This is a genomic window from Bradyrhizobium sp. AUGA SZCCT0160 (genome assembly GCF_018130105.1).
Lineage (GTDB): Bacteria > Pseudomonadota > Alphaproteobacteria > Rhizobiales > Xanthobacteraceae > Bradyrhizobium.
Genome location: NZ_JAFCMD010000024.1, coordinates 48533 through 64620, shown reverse-complemented (window position 1 = coordinate 64620; position 16088 = coordinate 48533). Strand labels below are relative to the sequence as shown.

Genomic DNA, 16088 nt, shown 5'->3' with positions numbered 1-16088 from the left:
CCAGCGAATAGCGAATGGCAAATAGTGAATGGACGATCGCGGCTACGTTCTTTCATCCTTCACTACCCCCTATTCGCCATTCGCTACTCACCATTCGCCCCTCACGCCTTCACCAGCGCACGATAGTCGAGCCTTCGGTGGAACCAGTATTGATAGCCCGAGATGTTCTTCTGCATCGCGACGTTGACGAAGGGCTGATACAGCGGAATCCGCGGGATATCCTTGTAGGCGAGATCGACGAAACCCTTCACGTCGCTGTCGTAGGCCGCCTTGTCGCCGGTCGAGGCCGCGTTGCGCGCGCCGTCGATCAGTCTGTCCATCTCCGGCGACTTGTAGCTCATGGTGTTGAAGACGGAATTGTTGCCGTGATAGCACCAGTAGAAGAAGTATTCGGGGTAATCGAGCCAGCCCGAGAACACGTTGGTGTAGAGCGGCATCTCCTTCTTGTTTAGTTCGGTGCGCCAGTTGGCGCCGGGGATCTTGTTGATCGTGGCCTTGATGCCGAGCTGCGCGAGGCTCTCCTGCACCAGCACGCAGAGCGGCTCGTTGACCCCTGCGAAATTGAGATCGAACGAGATCGTGGTCTCGAAACCGCTGGCGTAGCCGGCCTCGCTGAGCAGCGCCTTCGCCTTGGCCATATCGGTGGAGAATTTGGTCGGCTGCGGCCACGCCACCTCGGTGGCCTTGTCGGCGGATGCGCCGAACATCGGGTTGGCGAGGCCGAACAGCACGACGTCCATGATTTTTTGATAGGGAAGCGCGTAGGCGATCGCCTGACGCACCTTGGGATTGTCGAACGGCGGCTTGGTGACGTTCATGCCGATATACTGGATACCGTTACTGAACGGCAGCGACACCACGTTGAGCTTGCCGTTGGCCTTCATCTCCTGGAAATCCTTGAACGGCAGTTCATAGGAGATGTCGGCGTCGCCACGCTCCAGCAGCGCGCGGCGGTTGCCGGCCTGCGGCACCATGCGCCAGATCACACGTTTGATCTTCGGCAGGGGACCACCGACCCAGGCGTCGTTGCGCTCCATGATGACTTCGGTGCCGGCGGTCCACTTCGACAGCTTGTAGGCGCCGGAGCCCGCGGTCTGCTGTTTTGTATATTCGAGACCCCAGGGATCCTTCTCGGAGGCGTTCTTCTTCACCAACTCCGAATTGACAATGCAGGGCACGATGACGGCGAGATCGGGGATCGTCAGGCGGTCCTTCTTGGCAAAGTCCACTCGCAGCGTGTTGTCATCGACGACAACGAACTGCTCCGGCTTGGTCAGCGAGCCCGCGCTCATCTGGAAGGTCGGAAAGCCGCCGACCGAGACCGCGCGATCGAGCGACCATTTGACGTCCTTGGACGTCACCGGCGTGCCGTCATGGAATTTCGCGTTCTTCTTCAGCTTGAAGGTCACCGACATGTCGTCGATCTTCATGTCGTCGGCGAGTTCGCCCTTGAACTTGTCGCGGTCGTAATACGGCACGCCGCCGGGCCCGCTCTTCATCTCATGGGTGATCAGGCGGTCGTAGCAATTCCACGACACTTCATAGCCGGGCACGTTGGTGCCGACGCCATGGATGTCGAGGTTGTTGGGACCGCCTTCCGAGACGATCAAAAGCGTCTCCGACCGCGCATCGGCCTTGGCGGGAGAGAAAATGGCCGGCGCCGGCACCAGGGCGCCCGCGGCGACCCCCGTGACGGATTTCAGGAAATCGCGACGCTTCATGGTGATGCTCCAACGCCTGAGGGGAACGGCTTTGGAACCGGGAATCGCAAGGTTCGTGCCAAACCTTAATGGAAAACTAAACACGATCTAATTGACTGATAATACGAACGAATATGAATTTTTGATGCATTCGGCTCCTCAAAGCGAGGCTCAAATTGCATACAAAGAGGCATGTTTGCTCACTAATTATGCAAATATTTTGAGCGCCTGTTTGATGTGCGGCTTCGTCGCACCCGTCAGGTCGGCCACACCAGATCCTGCAGTTCAACGAGGTCGCCGGCTTTCTCCTGCCAGCCTTCGATCTGGATATGCCGGATCGGGTCGCTGTGCTGATGCAGCAGCATCAGCGCCATCAACCGCCGCTTCATCGCCGGATGGATATCGGCGCTTGAATACCCAAACCCCTCGAACAGGCTGCGCACCCGTCGCCTCACCCCCGCGGTCATGAAGGCGCTCGGCCCCAACAGGTCATACTCGCCAAAACCCGTCATCACGTCGCCGAAGTCGAACAGCCCCGAGAGACGCCACCCATTGCCGTCGCGGCTCAGCAGAAAATTCTCCGGAATGTATTCGCCGGTGAGGATGACCGGCGGCGCGTCCAACGGAATGAGCGATGCCGCATCGCGCAGGATATCGTCGAACCCGGCAAGGAATTTTGGCGGCAATCCGAGGCGCGTGTGGCGCGCGCGACAGCCCTCGATTTGTTTCGGGATGAAGTCAGCCCATTGCGGCTCGATGCTTGCGAGTTCTCCGAGCGGGGCGCGCTGCACTTCGGCGATGGTCGCGCCGATCTGCGCAAGCACGCGTTCCTTCTGGTCTTCAGGCAGCGTCGGCCAGACCTCGGAGCCGACGACACCGTGCAGCCGCGTGAAGATGAGATAGGGCCAGCCGTCGCGCTCGCCTTCGAACAGAATTTCCGGAATCGGGAGGCTCAATTGTCCGCGCAACTGCCTCAGCGATGCGCGCTCGGAGACAAACTGGCCGCGAAGCATTGGCGGGAAAAGCTTCAGGATCAGGTCATCGCCAAGGCCGACGACGAGGTTGGTACCGGTCGCGAAGACATGCGGCGATGTTGCTTTCAGGCCATGGCCGTGCGCGACGTCTGATGCCACCGGCAGCCAGCGGGACTGGTCGGCGCGCCAGGCATGGAAGGCTTCGTAGTCTGCGAGGGCCGGCAGTGAAGGTGTCATCACACAACCGTCATTGCGAGCAAAGCGAAGCATCCATTCTTTCTTTCCTTGGGAGCGATGGATTGCTTCGCTTCGCTCGCAATGACGGAAAAGTCGAAACCCTACGCGTCCTATCGGTCCGGATTCGCCCGCTCGAACTGGCGCAGCAGACGGTTGCCCCGCTCGGCGGCGAGGTCGAGGGCGGCTTGCGCGGGCCGCTTGCCACTGAAGACCTGCTCCAGTTCCTCGTCGATCGCGTCGCGGATCAGCACGAACGAGCCAAGCCGGATTCCCTTGGAGTGCTCGGTCGGCGGCTTCAGGGTCATCTGCTCGATCGAGATCGCCGCGCCGGGATTGCGATCATAGAACCCCTGCGCCCGTGAAAGGTCGAAGGCGGCGCGGGTGATCGGCAGGTAGCCGGTGTTCTGGTGCCAGGCCGCCTGAACTTCCGGCTTCGAGAGAAACGCGAAAAACTTCGCGACCCCGGTATATTCATCGCGTGGCCGGGCCCGCAGCACCCACAAGGTCGCGCCGCCGATGATGGTGTTCTGCGGCGCGCCGTTGACGTCGGAATAGTACGGCATCAGGCCGTAGCCGACCTCGAATTTCGAATTGGCCTTGATGTCGGCGCGGGTCGCCGACGAGCCGATGAAGATTCCGCACTCGCCCTTCTGGAAGCGCGGCTCGGCCGACTGGCCGCGGCCGCTATAGTCGTACACTTTCGTGGTCTGCCATTCCGCCAGCTGCGTGATGTGGCGCACCACGGTCGGATTGTTGAAGGTCAGTTCGGCGTCGAGACCGCCAAACCCATTGCCCTTGGTCGCCAGCGGCAGGTTATGGAATGCCGAAAAATTCTCGACATTGATCCAGGAAGGCCAGGAGGTGGTCAGACCGCACACCGCGCCGGCCGTGCGCAGCTTCTTCGCCGCGGCCCCCACCTCGGGCCAGGTCTTCGGTGCGACTTCCGGATCGAGACCGGCGGCGCGGAACAGGTCCTTGTTGTAGTAGAGGATCGGTGTCGAGGCGTTGAACGGGAACGACAGCATGTTGCCGGCGACGTCGGAATAATAGCCGGCGACGGCCGGCAGATAGGCCGCCGGCGAGAACGGCTCCGACTGGTCGCGCATCAACTCGAACACCGGATAGATCGCGCCTTTTGCCGCCATCATGGTCGCGGTCGCGATCTCGTTGACCTGAACGATGGCGGGCTGGCTGCGCGAACGGAAGGCGAAGATCGCCGCCGTCACCGTTTCGGTGTAATTGCCCTTGTAGGTCGGAACGATCCGGTAGTCGGATTGCGAGGCGTTGAAATCGGCCGCGAGCTTCTCCAGCTGCTTGCCGAGCTCACCCGACATCGCGTGCCACCACATGATCTCGGTGGTCGCTTGCGCCGGAGACACCAGCACGGTGAGTGCGAGCGCGACGAACTGAAACAGCCTCAAGATCGACTTCACTGATGAATCACTTTGCCAAAACCGCTTGTCAGGGCCGCGATCAAATCTGCGCGCTGCGCCGTCATAGATGCCCGCGCCGGACGTTTCAATCCACTACCACCGTCGCAGCGCACAATTAACGATTGCAGCGGCTCCGGATAGCCAAGTGTGGGCGCTTTCTGCTAGAAAAATATTGAACCTTTTCTTCCCGCCGCAGACTTCTTCACAAGGGGATTTGTTGCCTGTGTATCGCCGCGCCGACCTTTCGCGGACCATAATGCTTGTTCTGGCGTTGTTCCTGACAGCGGCCTCAACGAGCGCTTTTGCGCGCGAATTTCGCGCCGCCGATACCCAGAACGAGAGTTATCCGACCGTGCAGGCGCTGCACTATATGGGCAGCCTGGTTGCGGAACGCACCGGCGGCCGCCACGAGATCAAGGTGTTCCATTCGCGCCAGCTCGGCGAGGAAAAGGAAACCCTGGAGCAGACCCGCGCAGGCGCCATCGATATCAATCGTACCAACGTCGCATTGATCGGGAGCATGGTGCCGGCGATGAATGTGCTGGCGATGCCGTTTCTGTTCCGCTCCATCGAGCATTTGCAGAAGGTGCTGGATGGACCAATCGGCAATGAGATCCTGGACAGCTTCGAACCTTACGGCTTCGTCGGCCTCGCGTTCTACGATTCCGGCGCCCGTTCGATCTACAACCACGTCCGTCCGGTCACCTCGATGGCCGACCTCAAGGGCTTGCGGATTCGGGTGCAGCAATCCGAGCAGATGGTCGAGATGATCCGCTCGCTCGGCGCCGATCCGGTCGCACTGCCCTACGGTCAGGTGCTGACCGGGCTCTCCACCAAATTGATCGACGGCGCCGAGAACAACTGGCCGTCCTTTGTCACCACCGATCACTACAAATTCGCCGGCTTCTACACCCTCACCGAACATACGATGAGCCCCGAAGTGCTTGTCATGTCGAAAAAGGCGTGGTCTGGCCTGTCGCCCGAGGACCAGAAGGCCTTTCGCGAAGCCGCCATGCGTTCGAGCCGCTTCATGCGCGGGAAATGGCGCGATCTCGAAGAGCGCTCGCGCAAGCAGGCGGAAGACGCCGGCGTCAAGATCGTCACCGATTTCGACCGCAAGCCGCTCGAGGGGGCGATGGCGGGAATTTACGCCAAGGCGCAGCAAAACCCCGCGATGGCACAGCTCATTGAACGAATTCGTGGGGTGCAGTGAGTTGGCCGCAACCTCGCAACGGGACGGATCAGTGGAACGGCCGGCGAGCCTCGCCGTGCGCGGCCGTATTCGCATCGTCCAGGTGCTGCGCGCGGTCCCGATCCGCTGGCGCATCCTGTCGATCGCGGCCTTGAACTCCGCCGTGGTCGTGGTGCTGGCCGCGCTGATATGGAACGGCGCCAAGGTGCTCGGTTCGGCCTGGGAAGATGTCCGCCACGTCAGGGAATCCGACAAGATCCTGGCGCTGCTCGAAAGCGAAACCAGCCGGCTGCAGAACCTGATCCATCGCTACATCAACCAGCCGAGCCCCGAACTGTTCGCGGAGATTCTGCTGCTGCGCGAAGCCGTGCTCGGCACGCTGACCAACCGCGCCTCAAACGACCCGATGCTTTCGGGCTCGGTCGAACAGCTCGAGCAGGTCACCGACCGCTTCCTCAACGGTTTCGGCGAACTGCGCGCGGTGCAGGCGACGATCGCGAAAACCTACGAGCAGCAGGTTCTGGGCCCGGCCAGGGACATGGCCGGGCTTTATTCCATCATCGAGGGCGCCACCGGGCACCGCGATGCGCTGATCTGGCCGTCGCTCGGAAAATCCCGCGAGGCGTTTACCGGGATGCTGGTCGCCGCCAACGCCTATTACCTTTCGCTGGCGTCGGCGTCGGCCGAGGACGCCCGCCGGAATACCGAGACGATCGAAAAGACCATCCCTGTCATGTCCGACCTCGCCGACAATGATTTGCAGCGCATGGCGCTGACGCGGCTGCATGCGAAAACCCTGGCGCTGCGCGAGGGACTGGCGAAGCTGACCGAGCAGCTTGCGGTCCGGACCGAATTGTTGCGCAACACCATCGACGCCAGCCAGGCCGATGCGATCGGCGTGATCGACCGCCTGTCCGTGAAGATGCGCCAGCGCGAGCAAAAGGCGCAGGAAACCTTCGACCGCACGCTGGCCGGCATTTCGCGCCGGGTGCTGTCGATCGCCGTGATCTTCCTCGGCATCATCCTGTCCGCGGGTGTCCTGATCGCGCTCTCGATCCGGCTGCCGCTGCAGCAGATCATGGCGTCGATGCACGCGATCACCTCGGGCAATTACGATCGCGCCGTGCAGGGCACGTCAGCCAAGGACGAGGTCGGCGCGATGGCGCGCGCGGTGGAGGTGTTCCGCGAAAACGCCATCGCCAAACGCAAGACCGAGGACGAGCTGCGCGCGTCGAAGGAAAAGGCCGAGGGCGCGCTGCTCGAGCTCAATGCCGCCCAGCAGAACCTGATCGACGCCGAACGGCTGGCGGCGCTGGGCGGCCTGGTCGCCGGCGTCGCCCACGAGGTCAACAACCCGATCGGGATCAGCCTGACGGTGGCATCGAGCTTCGCGCGCCGCGCTGATATCTTCGAGACCGAGCTGCGCACCGAGCCGCTGCGCCGCTCCAAGCTCGACGAGTTCGTCAAGAGCTCGCGCGACGCCGCCGGGCAACTGGTGGCCAATCTGCACCGTGCCGGCGAACTGATCCAGTCGTTCAAGCAGGTGGCGGTGGACCGCTCCCATGCCGAGCGCCGGCAATTCAGCCTCAGCGAGGCCACCGACCAGATCGTGGCGAGCCTGCGCCCGGTGTTGAAGAAGGCGACGATTACGCTGTCGGTCGACGTGCCGGAGGGTCTGTTGATCGACGGCTATCCCGGCTCCTACGGCCAGATTTTAACCAATCTTTTCCTCAACGCAGCCAATCATGCCTTCGCCGACGGCCGTTCCGGGGCGATCTCGCTTTCGGCACGGGCCCGCGGCAGTGACGATGTCGAAATCATTTTTGCCGATAATGGGGCCGGAATGACGCCGGACGTCCAGCGGCAGGCGTTCGATCCGTTCTTTACCACGCGCCGCAACGAGGGCGGTACCGGACTGGGCTTGCATATCGTCTATAATCTTGTCACTCAACAGCTCGGCGGCCGGATGATGCTGGAGTCAAGGCTAGGACAAGGCACCACTTTCCGCATTATCATGCCTAAGGTCGCCAAGGGAATTGTAACCAGCGGACCCACGATCACAGACGCAGCAGCCGACGGAACCCCTCAATGGCCGAACAGGACGATGTCCTCCACCTGATCGACGATTCCGAAACCGCCCCGGATGATTCGTCTGCACGCAAATGGAAGATCGCCGTCATCGACGACGATCATGCGGTGCATGAAGGCACGCGGTTTGCGCTGAGCGACTACAACCTCCACGGCGCCACGCTGGAAATCCTCTCCGCCTATTCCGCGGCCGAAGGCCGCGTCCTGATGCGCGACAATCCCGATATCGCCGCCGTGCTGCTCGACGTCATCATGGAAACCGACGTCGCCGGCCTCGACCTCGTTGAGTACATCCGCAACGACATCAAGAACGAGACCGTCCGCATCATCCTGCGCACCGGCCAGCCCGGCCAGGCGCCGGAGCGCCGCGTCATCGTCCAGTACGACATCAACGATTACAAGGCCAAGACCGAGCTCACCGCCGACAAGCTGTTCACCTCGCTGACCGCCGCCTTGCGCAGCTACCAGCAACTCGAGCGCATGGTGCAGACAAGGCGCGGGCTCGAAATCATCATCGACGCCGCCTCGACCCTGTACGACTTCAAATCGATGCAGCGCCTCGCCGAAGGCGTGCTGACGCAACTGGCTTCGCTGCTCAATGTCGATTGCGCCGGTATACTGGTGCTGCGCGACGACGGCGCCCCTGGCAGCGAATTCTCCGTGCTGGCGGGCTCGGGCTGCTACAGTCGCTTTATCGGCACCACCAGCTCCAAGTCGCTCGATCCGGATTTGCGGCAGATGGTGGAAGACGCCTTCACGCGCCGCAAGAACGAGTTCGCCGACCACCGCAGCGTGCTTTACCTGCGCACCGGCTCCGGCCGCGAGGTCGTGGTGCTGCTGCAGGCCGAACGCCAGCTTTCCGACACCGACCGCGCGCTGGTCGAGATTTTCTCCAGCCGGCTGTCGATCGCGTTCGACAATGTGATCCTCTACCAGCAGCTGCATGCGGCCAATACCCAGCTCGAAGACCGCGTCGCCCAGCGCACCCGCGCGCTGATGCAGGCCAACCGCCGGCTTTCGGCGCAGTGGCTGCGGCTGCAGCGCGCCAACGGCTTCAAGAACGAAATCCTCGGCACCGTCGCCCACGACCTGAAAAATCCGCTCGGCGTCATTCTCGGCCGCACCGAAATGCTCAACGAACTGATCGGCGCCGGCTCGCCGAAGGAGAACGTCACCGCGCAGGTCGACCACATCCGCGACGCCACCAAGCGCCTGACCTCGATGGTCGATCATCTGATTTCGGACGCGATGGCTGATGCCTTTGACATCACCATCCGCCGCGAGCCGGTCGACGTCGGCGCCCTGGTGGCCGAAGTCACCGACGCCAATCTGCCCTCGGCGGTCAACAAGCAGCAGGCCATCAGCGTCTCCGCACCGCCGAATTTCGTCACCATGTGCGACGTCGACCGGATCCGCGAGGCGATCGACAATCTGGTCAGCAATGCCATCAAATATTCACCGATCGGCGGCAAGATCACGGTCGGAGTCACCCATGAGGGAGACAACACTGTCGTCCGGATCACGGACGAGGGCGCGGGCCTGTCGCCCGAGGATCTCGGTCGGCTGTTCGGCCGCTTCCAGCGGCTGTCGGCCAAGCCGACCGCGGGCGAAAGCTCGACCGGCCTCGGTCTATCGATCGTCAAACGCATTATCGACATGCATGGCGGCCATGTGACCGCGGATAGCCCCGGCCCCGGACAGGGGTCGACCTTTACGGTTACACTGCCTGCAGCAGAGACACCATGAGCCAGAGCCAGCACATCATCATCGTCGACGACGAGGCGCCGGCCCGCGAAATGGTCGGCGATTACCTCAAGATGCACGGTTTCGCCGTGACGCTGTGCGACGGCGGCAAGAGCCTGCGCGGCGTCATCGAGACCAATGTGCCCGATCTCGTCGTGCTCGACCTCAACATGCCCGAGGAAGACGGGCTCTCGATCATCCGCGACCTGAAAAGCCGCATCAATGTCCCCGTCATCATGCTGACGGCGACCGCAAGCCCGATCGACCGCGTCGTTGGCCTCGAGCTAGGCGCCGACGATTACATTGCAAAGCCCTGCGAGCTGCGCGAATTGATGGCGCGCATCCGCTCGGTGCTGCGCCGCAGCGCGCCGGTCAAGGCGGTGGCGCCCGAGGCCGCCGGCGCCAAGGCGGAAAAGGAGCAATTGGTGCGGTTCGGCACCAAATGGCTCGATCTCGAAGCCCAGGCCCTGCGCGACGACGAGGGCAACGAGCATCCGCTCACCGCGTCCGAATTCGGCCTGTTGAAAGTGTTCGCGGCCAACCCAAAGCGGGTGCTGTCGCGCGAGCGGCTGCTGGAGCTGGCGAATGCGCGCGACGCCGAAGCCTTCGACCGTGCGGTCGACCTCCGCATCATGCGGATCCGGCGCAAGATCGAGATCGACCCGACCAAGCCCGCTGTCATCCGCACCATCCGCGGCGGCGGTTATCTGTTCTCGCCGACCGGCGAAAAGGGTTAGCATCCATGTCGTCCCGGCCTTGAGCCGGGCCCCATACGCTGCAGCGGTCGTGTTGGCGTGCTGTGGTAGTGACCTCGCCAAACAACAACGCCCTGTGGTTATGGGTCCCGGCTCAAGGCCGGGACGACGATCGATTTGTAGGTTCCGCGGAACGATTTTCGATCTGAAATCTTCCCATTTTCCGCACATTGAAATTATTGTTATTTTCGGCCCGAATGTTTCGTCGCGGCGGCCCCGACGAAACAATTCTCCCCGGCACGAAACCATTTTCCTCTTTCGGAGCAGACATCCCGAAACGTTGATTAACTAGAAATCTCCCAACGACACGCCGCCAAGCGGTGAACTGGGAGTTTGTCATGCCGAACGTGATTGCCATCAACGCTGCAGCCCGCAAGCACATTGCCGATGCCCGCGCGACATCGGACGAATCGCTGCTGGAGAGCATTGCCAAGGGCAACCGCACGGCGATGCACGTGCTTTATTCCCGGCATCACGTACGGGTTTACCGCTTCATCCTGCGCATGGTGCGCGATACCACGATGGCGGAAGACCTCGTCAGCCAGGTGTTCCTGGACGTGTGGCGCACCGCCAGCCAGTTCGAAGGCCGCTCCCAGGTTTCGACCTGGTTGCTGTCGATCGCCCGCTTCAAGGCGCTGACCGCGCTGCGCCAGCGCAAGCATGAGGACATCGATCAGGACGACGTGCTCGAGATCGCCGACGAGGCCGACACCCCGGAAGCGTCGCTCGACCGCAGCAACACCAGCGCCATCCTGCGCGCCTGCGTCGCCAAGCTGTCGCCGGCGCACCGCGAGATCATCAACCTGGTCTACTACCACGAGAAGTCGGTGGAAGAGGCCGGCGCGATCATCGGTATTCCCCAGAGCACGGTGAAGACCCGGATGTTCTATGCCCGCAAACAATTGGCCGACTTGCTTAAGGTCGCTGGCGTGGACAGCATCGCCGCATAAATCGCTGATTATTCAGTCGGTTAGATAGGTATTGGGAGCGGAAACCGGGTCGATTTCGAAGCCAAAGATTAAAGGCGACGAAACAAATGAAACAATTGGCGACATCACCCGGAAAAACTCTGCCCCTATACCCATCATCAGCAACGCAACCCAACGCCGAACAGGAGATCGAACATGCTGAAGCCGTCCTTCCGCTTCCTCATCGTCCCGCTCGGCGCAGTCGCTACCCTTGCTTCGCTGTCCGCTCAAAATGTCAGCCCTCGCGCCCAGCGCGATACCGGTTCGATGTTCGTGCGCGAACAAGTGGTCGATTGCAGCACCAAGAGCGCCGCCGAGGTCTGTGTGATCCCGGACGTCGTTCGCTAAACCAAGTTTCTGACGACCGACCAAGGCTTAACCTCCCAAGAACCTCCAACGACCCGGCCGGGATGCCCCCCAGCCGGGTCGCTCTGTATTTGGGGAGCCGGGCCAATGCGCCGCGCCAAGAGCCAGCTGGCGGCGCTCCAACGTCCAGGACGGGGCCTGGACAAAAATCTCGAAAACAACCCCATGCAAAGTAAAGCGGCCCCCCTTCATCCGGACGTGGATACCGCTCCCTGATTTATTTGCAACTAATTCTCACTTGCATTAAAATCTAAGCAGTTTCCGGCCCTGTCCGGAACGCAGGGGAGGCCATCATGTTCGTCTCGTTTCGCGCAGCCATTGGCGCGTCTGTTTTGCTGGGCCTTGTCTCGGGGGCGGCGATCGCGGCCGGCGATTTGTCGCGGCAAACGCCGATCGAGCTCACCGTCACATTGGGCTCGCCGGGCAAGCATGAATTCGCGCCGAAGCAACTGAAGTTCGAGACCGGCAAGCTCTACAAATTGATCCTGCGCAACGACAGCAACGATCCGCATTATTTCACCTCGCACGCCTTCTCAGCGATGGTGTGGACGCGAAAGGTGCAGGTCACGCAACAGCGCGACGGCAAGACCGTTACGCTCGCCGAGTTCAAGGGCGCGATGCGCGAGATCGAGGTTTATCCGGGGCAATCCGCCGAATGGTGGCTGGTACCGGTCGCCGCCGGCCGCGCCACCGATCTGCGCTGCGACATCAAGGGCGCTGAAGGCAAGACCCACGCCGATCTCGGCATGACCGGCGAGATCGTGATCGAGTAATGTTGCACTTCCTGCTTGACGCGATCGAGCCGCTCATGATGTTAGCCGCTGACAATGGATGCGGCGGCAAACCCGGATGAAGTTCGGCTGCGCAAGGGATCCTCGCTCAGGGAACGATTTGTCCAGGCGGGCTCCGGCGTTGTAATTCTTCTGATTATTGTCCCGGGCCTGCTTACCTGGGCCTCGGGCGGCCGACCGTTCATTCCTGCACTCTGGGTCGTGCCGCTCGGATTGTTCCTGATCGGCGTTGCCGCTCTTGAACGCAATGTGGCCTGGATCATCACGCAAGACGGCATCCTGATCGGCGAGCAGCGTCCGCTTGGCCAGGTGCACAAGCGAATGATCAGCCATCACGACATCGCAGAGGTCCGCGTCCGCAAGAACAGGTTCAGCTACCCAGCGAGTTTCAGCCTGGTGTGCAGGTTGGCCTCCGGAGGTGTCTTGATCTCGCCACCGCTGCCGGACATCACGCGCGTCAACGAAACCACCGCAACGGTTACGGGATTGCTCGGTCTTCCCGATGCCGCGCCCATCGACAACCCGCTCGAGGCCGGCAACGCCGAGATCATCCTTGGCTCGCCGGTCAACCCCGATCTGGGCCGCGTGATTCGAATCGCCGTGCCGGTTGTGGCCGGCCTGTGCGCTCTGCCGTTCCTCATCGCATTCTGGATCGGTGAGTGGGAGATGGCGCTCGGATTGCTCTTGCCGCTCGGCTTTCTCGCTGCCTTTGCACTCTACCGCCACGCGCACCGATTAGCCGGCGCGTGCTGGACCATTCGGCAAGGCGAGATCCGTATCGAGCGGATTGCGTTAAGCGGTAAGCCATCCGCCGAGACGATCCGAACAGATGACGTCGCAGCGATCGAGGTCGACGAGCCCGATTCCAAGGACCGCACCAGCACCATCAGCATTCGGTTGCACACGGGCCAGACCTTCTGCAGCCCGACAAAGCACGACGAAAATGCGGCACGTGCCGTGCGCGCAGAAATCATTCGGCGTCTCAATACTCCTCCGGATGCCGGAACATTGTCCGGATAGAGGACCTCTGCTGCAAAAGCCGCGGTACTGTTCTCGCATCGGGCATGATAGGATTCACGCCAGGGTTAGCTGCGACAGGTGGTGCCGATGTTCGAAGGCTGGGATGCCGTTGTATTGGCCCGGGCGCAGTTTGCCTTCACGATGTCGTTCCACATCATATTCCCGGCCTTCTCGATCGGGCTCGCCAGCTATCTCGCGGTGCTTGAGGCGCTGTGGCTGTGGACCGGGCGTGAGGTTTTCATCAACCTGTTCAATTATTGGCTGAAAATTTTCGCCGTCGCCTTCGGCATGGGCGTGGTGTCGGGCATCGTGATGTCCTACCAGTTCGGCACCAACTGGTCGGCCTTCTCCGACAAGACCGGCCCGGTGATCGGCCCGCTGATGGCCTATGAGGTGCTGACGGCGTTCTTCCTCGAGGCGGGCTTCCTCGGCGTGATGCTGTTCGGCCTCGATCGTGTCGGCCCAAAACTGCATTTTTTCGCAACCTTGATGGTTGCGGTCGGCACGCTGATTTCGGCGTTCTGGATTCTGTCGGCCAATTCCTGGATGCAGACGCCCACAGGTCACGCCCTCAATGCTGAAGGCCAGTTCATCGCCGTCGACTGGTTCAAGGTGATCTTCAATCCGTCATTCCCTTACCGGCTCGTGCATATGGTGCTGGCGGCGTACCTGACCACCGCGTTGGTGGTCGGCGCGGTCGGCGCCTGGCATCTGCTGCGCGACCCGCACCTGGCCGGCCCGCGCGTGATGTTCTCGATGGCGATGTGGATGGCGACGATCGTCGCCCCGCTCCAGATTCTCGCCGGCGACCAGCACGGGCTCAACACGCTGGAGCATCAGCCGGTGAAGATCATGGCGATGGAAGGCCATTTCCAGAGCCACAAGGACGGCGCGCCGCTGATCCTGTTCGGCTGGCCCAATCAGGCCGCGGGCAGGATGGATTACGCGATCGAAGTCCCCAAACTCGGCTCGCTGATCCTCAAACATTCCCTCGACGCGCCGATGGCCGGCCTCGACACCGTGCCGCGCGAAAACTGGCCGCCGGTGCCGATCACCTTCTGGTCGTTCCGGATCATGGTCGGCATGGGATTGCTGATGGTGGGGCTCGGCCTCCTCAGCCTGCTGATGCGCTTCCGCGGCACGCTGTACAATTCGCGCCTGCTGCACATCTTTGCGGTCGCGATGGCTCCGTCGGGGTTCATCGCGGTCCTGGCGGGCTGGATCACCACCGAGACCGGGCGTCAGCCGTTTACGGTGTATGGATTGCTACGAACCGTGGATTCGGCGTCGCCGCTGGCGGCGCCCGCGGTCGCCTCGTCGCTGATCGCCTTCATCATCGTCTATTTCGTGGTGTTCACCGCCGGCGTGATCTACCTCCTGCGCCTGATGGCACAGCCGCCGCATCACGGCGAGGAAGGTCCGCGCAGCGACGTCCCTGCCCGTGCCGCCGGCATCACGCCGGCCGCCGGCGTCGCCGCCGAGGGAGCGATCCGATGATAGCCATCGACCTTCCGACCATCTGGGCCTTCATCATCGCCTTTGCGGTTTTCGTCTATGTCGTGATGGACGGCTTCGATCTCGGCCTCGGCATCCTGTTTCCGCTGTTTCCGAAGAAGGAAGACCGCGACGTCATCATGAACAGCGTCGCCCCGGTCTGGGACGGCAACGAGACCTGGCTGGTGCTCGGCGGCGGCGGCCTGATGGCGGCGTTCCCGCTGGCCTATGCCGTGCTGATGCCGGCGCTCTACACGCCGATGATCGTGATGCTGCTCGGGCTGGTATTCCGCGGCGTCGCCTTTGAATTCCGCTGGCGCACCACGCGCGAACGCAACCGCTGGGACATTGCGTTTGCCGGCGGCTCGCTGCTGGCGACCCTGGCGCAGGGCATCGCGCTCGGCGCCATCCTGCAGGGCATTCAGGTCTCGGGGCGACATTATGCCGGCGGCTGGTGGGACTGGCTGACGCCGTTCAGCATCCTGACCGGCGTCGCGCTCGTGATCGGCTATGCGCTGCTCGGCTCGACCTGGCTTGTCATGAAGACCGAAGGCGAATTGCGCGACCGCGCCTATCAGCTGAGCTGGCTGCTGCTGGTCGCGATGCTGTGTGCCATCGGCATCGTCAGCATTGCAACGCCGTTCCTGCATGTGCAGTATACCCATCGCTGGTTTGCCTGGCCCAACATCATCCTCACCGCGCCGGTGCCGGTCGCGGTGGCCGCCGTCACCGTGATGCTGCTGCGCAGCCTCGCCAACAAGTATGACTACCAGCCGTTCTTCCTGACGCTGGCGCTGTTCGCGCTGTCCTATGCCGGGCTCGGCATCAGCATGTACCCTTACATCGTGCCGCAGAGCATCACGATCTGGCAGGCGGCCTCGCCTGAAAACAGCCAGCTGTTCATGCTGGTCGGCGTCGCCATACTGATACCGCTGATCCTCGGCTACACCGCGTGGGCCTATTGGGTGTTCCGCGGCAAGGTCAAAGCCGAAAGCGGCTATCACTGATGGCCAAAGTGTTCTCCAGCGAAAAAAGCTCCAGCGAGCCGACACCGCGGCCGCTGACGCAACGCCTGCTCTGGTTTGCCGCGCTGTGGCTCGGCGGCGTTGGCACGGTGACGCTGATCTCGTACGGCCTGCGGCTCTGGATCGCGCCGAAATGACGCCTTTGCCACAATCACCGGCGATTGTGATATCAGAAAATAGAAGTCATTCCAGCAAGATACCGGCCCTGCCGCCCTAAACTTGCCATCAAGCTGGCCCTGAGATTTGATAGTTCCGCTGATTTGGCCAAAGCGCGCTAGTCATCGCGCTTTGGTTTCTTTGTT

The 16088-nt window shown here is 62.0% G+C and carries 14 protein-coding genes; 11 read left to right on the top strand and 3 right to left on the bottom strand.

Features of this window, described 5'->3' with window-relative positions:
* Window positions 1-101: 101 nt before the first annotated feature.
* The 3 genes from JQ558_RS30110 to ugpB all read right to left on the bottom strand — a co-directional run bounded on the left by JQ558_RS30110 (window position 102) and on the right by ugpB (window position 4335).
* Window positions 102-1721 carry an ABC transporter substrate-binding protein gene (locus JQ558_RS30110; RefSeq protein WP_212296039.1) on the bottom strand — a complete coding sequence of 540 codons (1620 nt, stop codon included), beginning with the start codon at window positions 1719-1721 and terminating at the stop codon, window positions 102-104.
* Window positions 1722-1957: 236 nt separating this feature from the next.
* On the bottom strand, window positions 1958-2911 hold the full coding sequence (locus JQ558_RS30105; RefSeq protein ID WP_212296038.1) for a phosphotransferase: 954 nt from the start codon (window positions 2909-2911) through the stop codon (window positions 1958-1960).
* Between the two features lie 110 nt (window positions 2912-3021).
* On the bottom strand, window positions 3022-4335 hold the full coding sequence (gene ugpB / locus JQ558_RS30100; protein WP_409410607.1) for a sn-glycerol-3-phosphate ABC transporter substrate-binding protein UgpB: 1314 nt from the start codon (window positions 4333-4335) through the stop codon (window positions 3022-3024).
* Window positions 4336-4561: 226 nt separating this feature from the next.
* On the opposite strand from ugpB, the gene JQ558_RS30095 reads away from it, so the two are divergent.
* From JQ558_RS30095 to JQ558_RS30045, 11 genes are all read left to right on the top strand, one after another.
* Window positions 4562-5557: a TRAP transporter substrate-binding protein gene (locus JQ558_RS30095; protein WP_212296036.1), complete on the top strand. Its 996-nt coding sequence runs from the start codon at window positions 4562-4564 to the stop codon at window positions 5555-5557.
* Between the two features lie 55 nt (window positions 5558-5612).
* Window positions 5613-7655, top strand: a complete 2043-nt coding sequence (locus JQ558_RS30090; protein WP_312014864.1) for an ATP-binding protein — start codon at window positions 5613-5615, stop codon at window positions 7653-7655.
* Window positions 7625-9370, top strand: a complete 1746-nt coding sequence (locus JQ558_RS30085; protein ID WP_212208883.1) for a DUF3369 domain-containing protein — start codon at window positions 7625-7627, stop codon at window positions 9368-9370. The genes JQ558_RS30090 and JQ558_RS30085 overlap by 31 nt, the downstream gene beginning before the upstream one ends.
* Window positions 9367-10104 (top strand): response regulator, encoded by a 738-nt coding sequence (locus JQ558_RS30080; RefSeq protein WP_212208884.1) that lies wholly within the window; start codon window positions 9367-9369, stop codon window positions 10102-10104. The genes JQ558_RS30085 and JQ558_RS30080 overlap by 4 nt, the downstream gene beginning before the upstream one ends.
* A gap of 356 nt (window positions 10105-10460) precedes the next feature.
* Entirely contained in the window at window positions 10461-11072 is a 612-nt protein-coding gene (locus tag JQ558_RS30075) for a sigma-70 family RNA polymerase sigma factor (RefSeq protein WP_212208885.1), read from the top strand.
* 174 nt (window positions 11073-11246) lie between these two features.
* The gene (locus JQ558_RS30070) at window positions 11247-11438 is read left to right on the top strand and encodes a hypothetical protein (protein ID WP_212296035.1); all 192 of its coding nucleotides are present in this window, start codon (window positions 11247-11249) and stop codon (window positions 11436-11438) included.
* Window positions 11439-11749: 311 nt separating this feature from the next.
* Window positions 11750-12229, top strand: a complete 480-nt coding sequence (locus tag JQ558_RS30065; RefSeq protein WP_212296034.1) for a hypothetical protein — start codon at window positions 11750-11752, stop codon at window positions 12227-12229.
* Between the two features lie 231 nt (window positions 12230-12460).
* On the top strand, window positions 12461-13267 hold the full coding sequence (locus tag JQ558_RS30060; protein WP_212296033.1) for a hypothetical protein: 807 nt from the start codon (window positions 12461-12463) through the stop codon (window positions 13265-13267).
* Window positions 13268-13354: 87 nt separating this feature from the next.
* The gene (locus JQ558_RS30055; protein ID WP_212208889.1) at window positions 13355-14764 is read left to right on the top strand and encodes a cytochrome ubiquinol oxidase subunit I; all 1410 of its coding nucleotides are present in this window, start codon (window positions 13355-13357) and stop codon (window positions 14762-14764) included.
* Window positions 14761-15768 carry a cytochrome d ubiquinol oxidase subunit II gene (gene cydB / locus JQ558_RS30050; protein WP_249119081.1) on the top strand — a complete coding sequence of 336 codons (1008 nt, stop codon included), beginning with the start codon at window positions 14761-14763 and terminating at the stop codon, window positions 15766-15768. Before JQ558_RS30055 ends, cydB begins: the two co-directional genes overlap by 4 nt.
* Window positions 15768-15923 (top strand): DUF2474 domain-containing protein, encoded by a 156-nt coding sequence (locus JQ558_RS30045; RefSeq protein ID WP_212208890.1) that lies wholly within the window; start codon window positions 15768-15770, stop codon window positions 15921-15923. The genes cydB and JQ558_RS30045 overlap by 1 nt, the downstream gene beginning before the upstream one ends.
* Window positions 15924-16088: the final 165 nt, after the last annotated feature.

What these genes read in the sequence shown, in the direction of transcription:
- JQ558_RS30110 (WP_212296039.1), bottom strand. Translation starts at nt 1,721, where the DNA reads ATGAAGCGTCGCGATTTCCTGAAATCCGTCACGGGGGTCGCCGCGGGC.
- JQ558_RS30105 (WP_212296038.1), bottom strand. Translation starts at nt 2,911, where the DNA reads ATGACACCTTCACTGCCGGCCCTCGCAGACTACGAAGCCTTCCATGCC.
- JQ558_RS30085 (WP_212208883.1), top strand. Translation starts at nt 7,625, where the DNA reads ATGGCCGAACAGGACGATGTCCTCCACCTGATCGACGATTCCGAAACC.
- JQ558_RS30080 (WP_212208884.1), top strand. Translation starts at nt 9,367, where the DNA reads ATGAGCCAGAGCCAGCACATCATCATCGTCGACGACGAGGCGCCGGCC.
- JQ558_RS30075 (WP_212208885.1), top strand. Translation starts at nt 10,461, where the DNA reads ATGCCGAACGTGATTGCCATCAACGCTGCAGCCCGCAAGCACATTGCC.
- JQ558_RS30070 (WP_212296035.1), top strand. Translation starts at nt 11,247, where the DNA reads ATGCTGAAGCCGTCCTTCCGCTTCCTCATCGTCCCGCTCGGCGCAGTC.
- JQ558_RS30065 (WP_212296034.1), top strand. Translation starts at nt 11,750, where the DNA reads ATGTTCGTCTCGTTTCGCGCAGCCATTGGCGCGTCTGTTTTGCTGGGC.
- JQ558_RS30055 (WP_212208889.1), top strand. Translation starts at nt 13,355, where the DNA reads ATGTTCGAAGGCTGGGATGCCGTTGTATTGGCCCGGGCGCAGTTTGCC.
- cydB (WP_249119081.1), top strand. Translation starts at nt 14,761, where the DNA reads ATGATAGCCATCGACCTTCCGACCATCTGGGCCTTCATCATCGCCTTT.
- JQ558_RS30045 (WP_212208890.1), top strand. Translation starts at nt 15,768, where the DNA reads ATGGCCAAAGTGTTCTCCAGCGAAAAAAGCTCCAGCGAGCCGACACCG.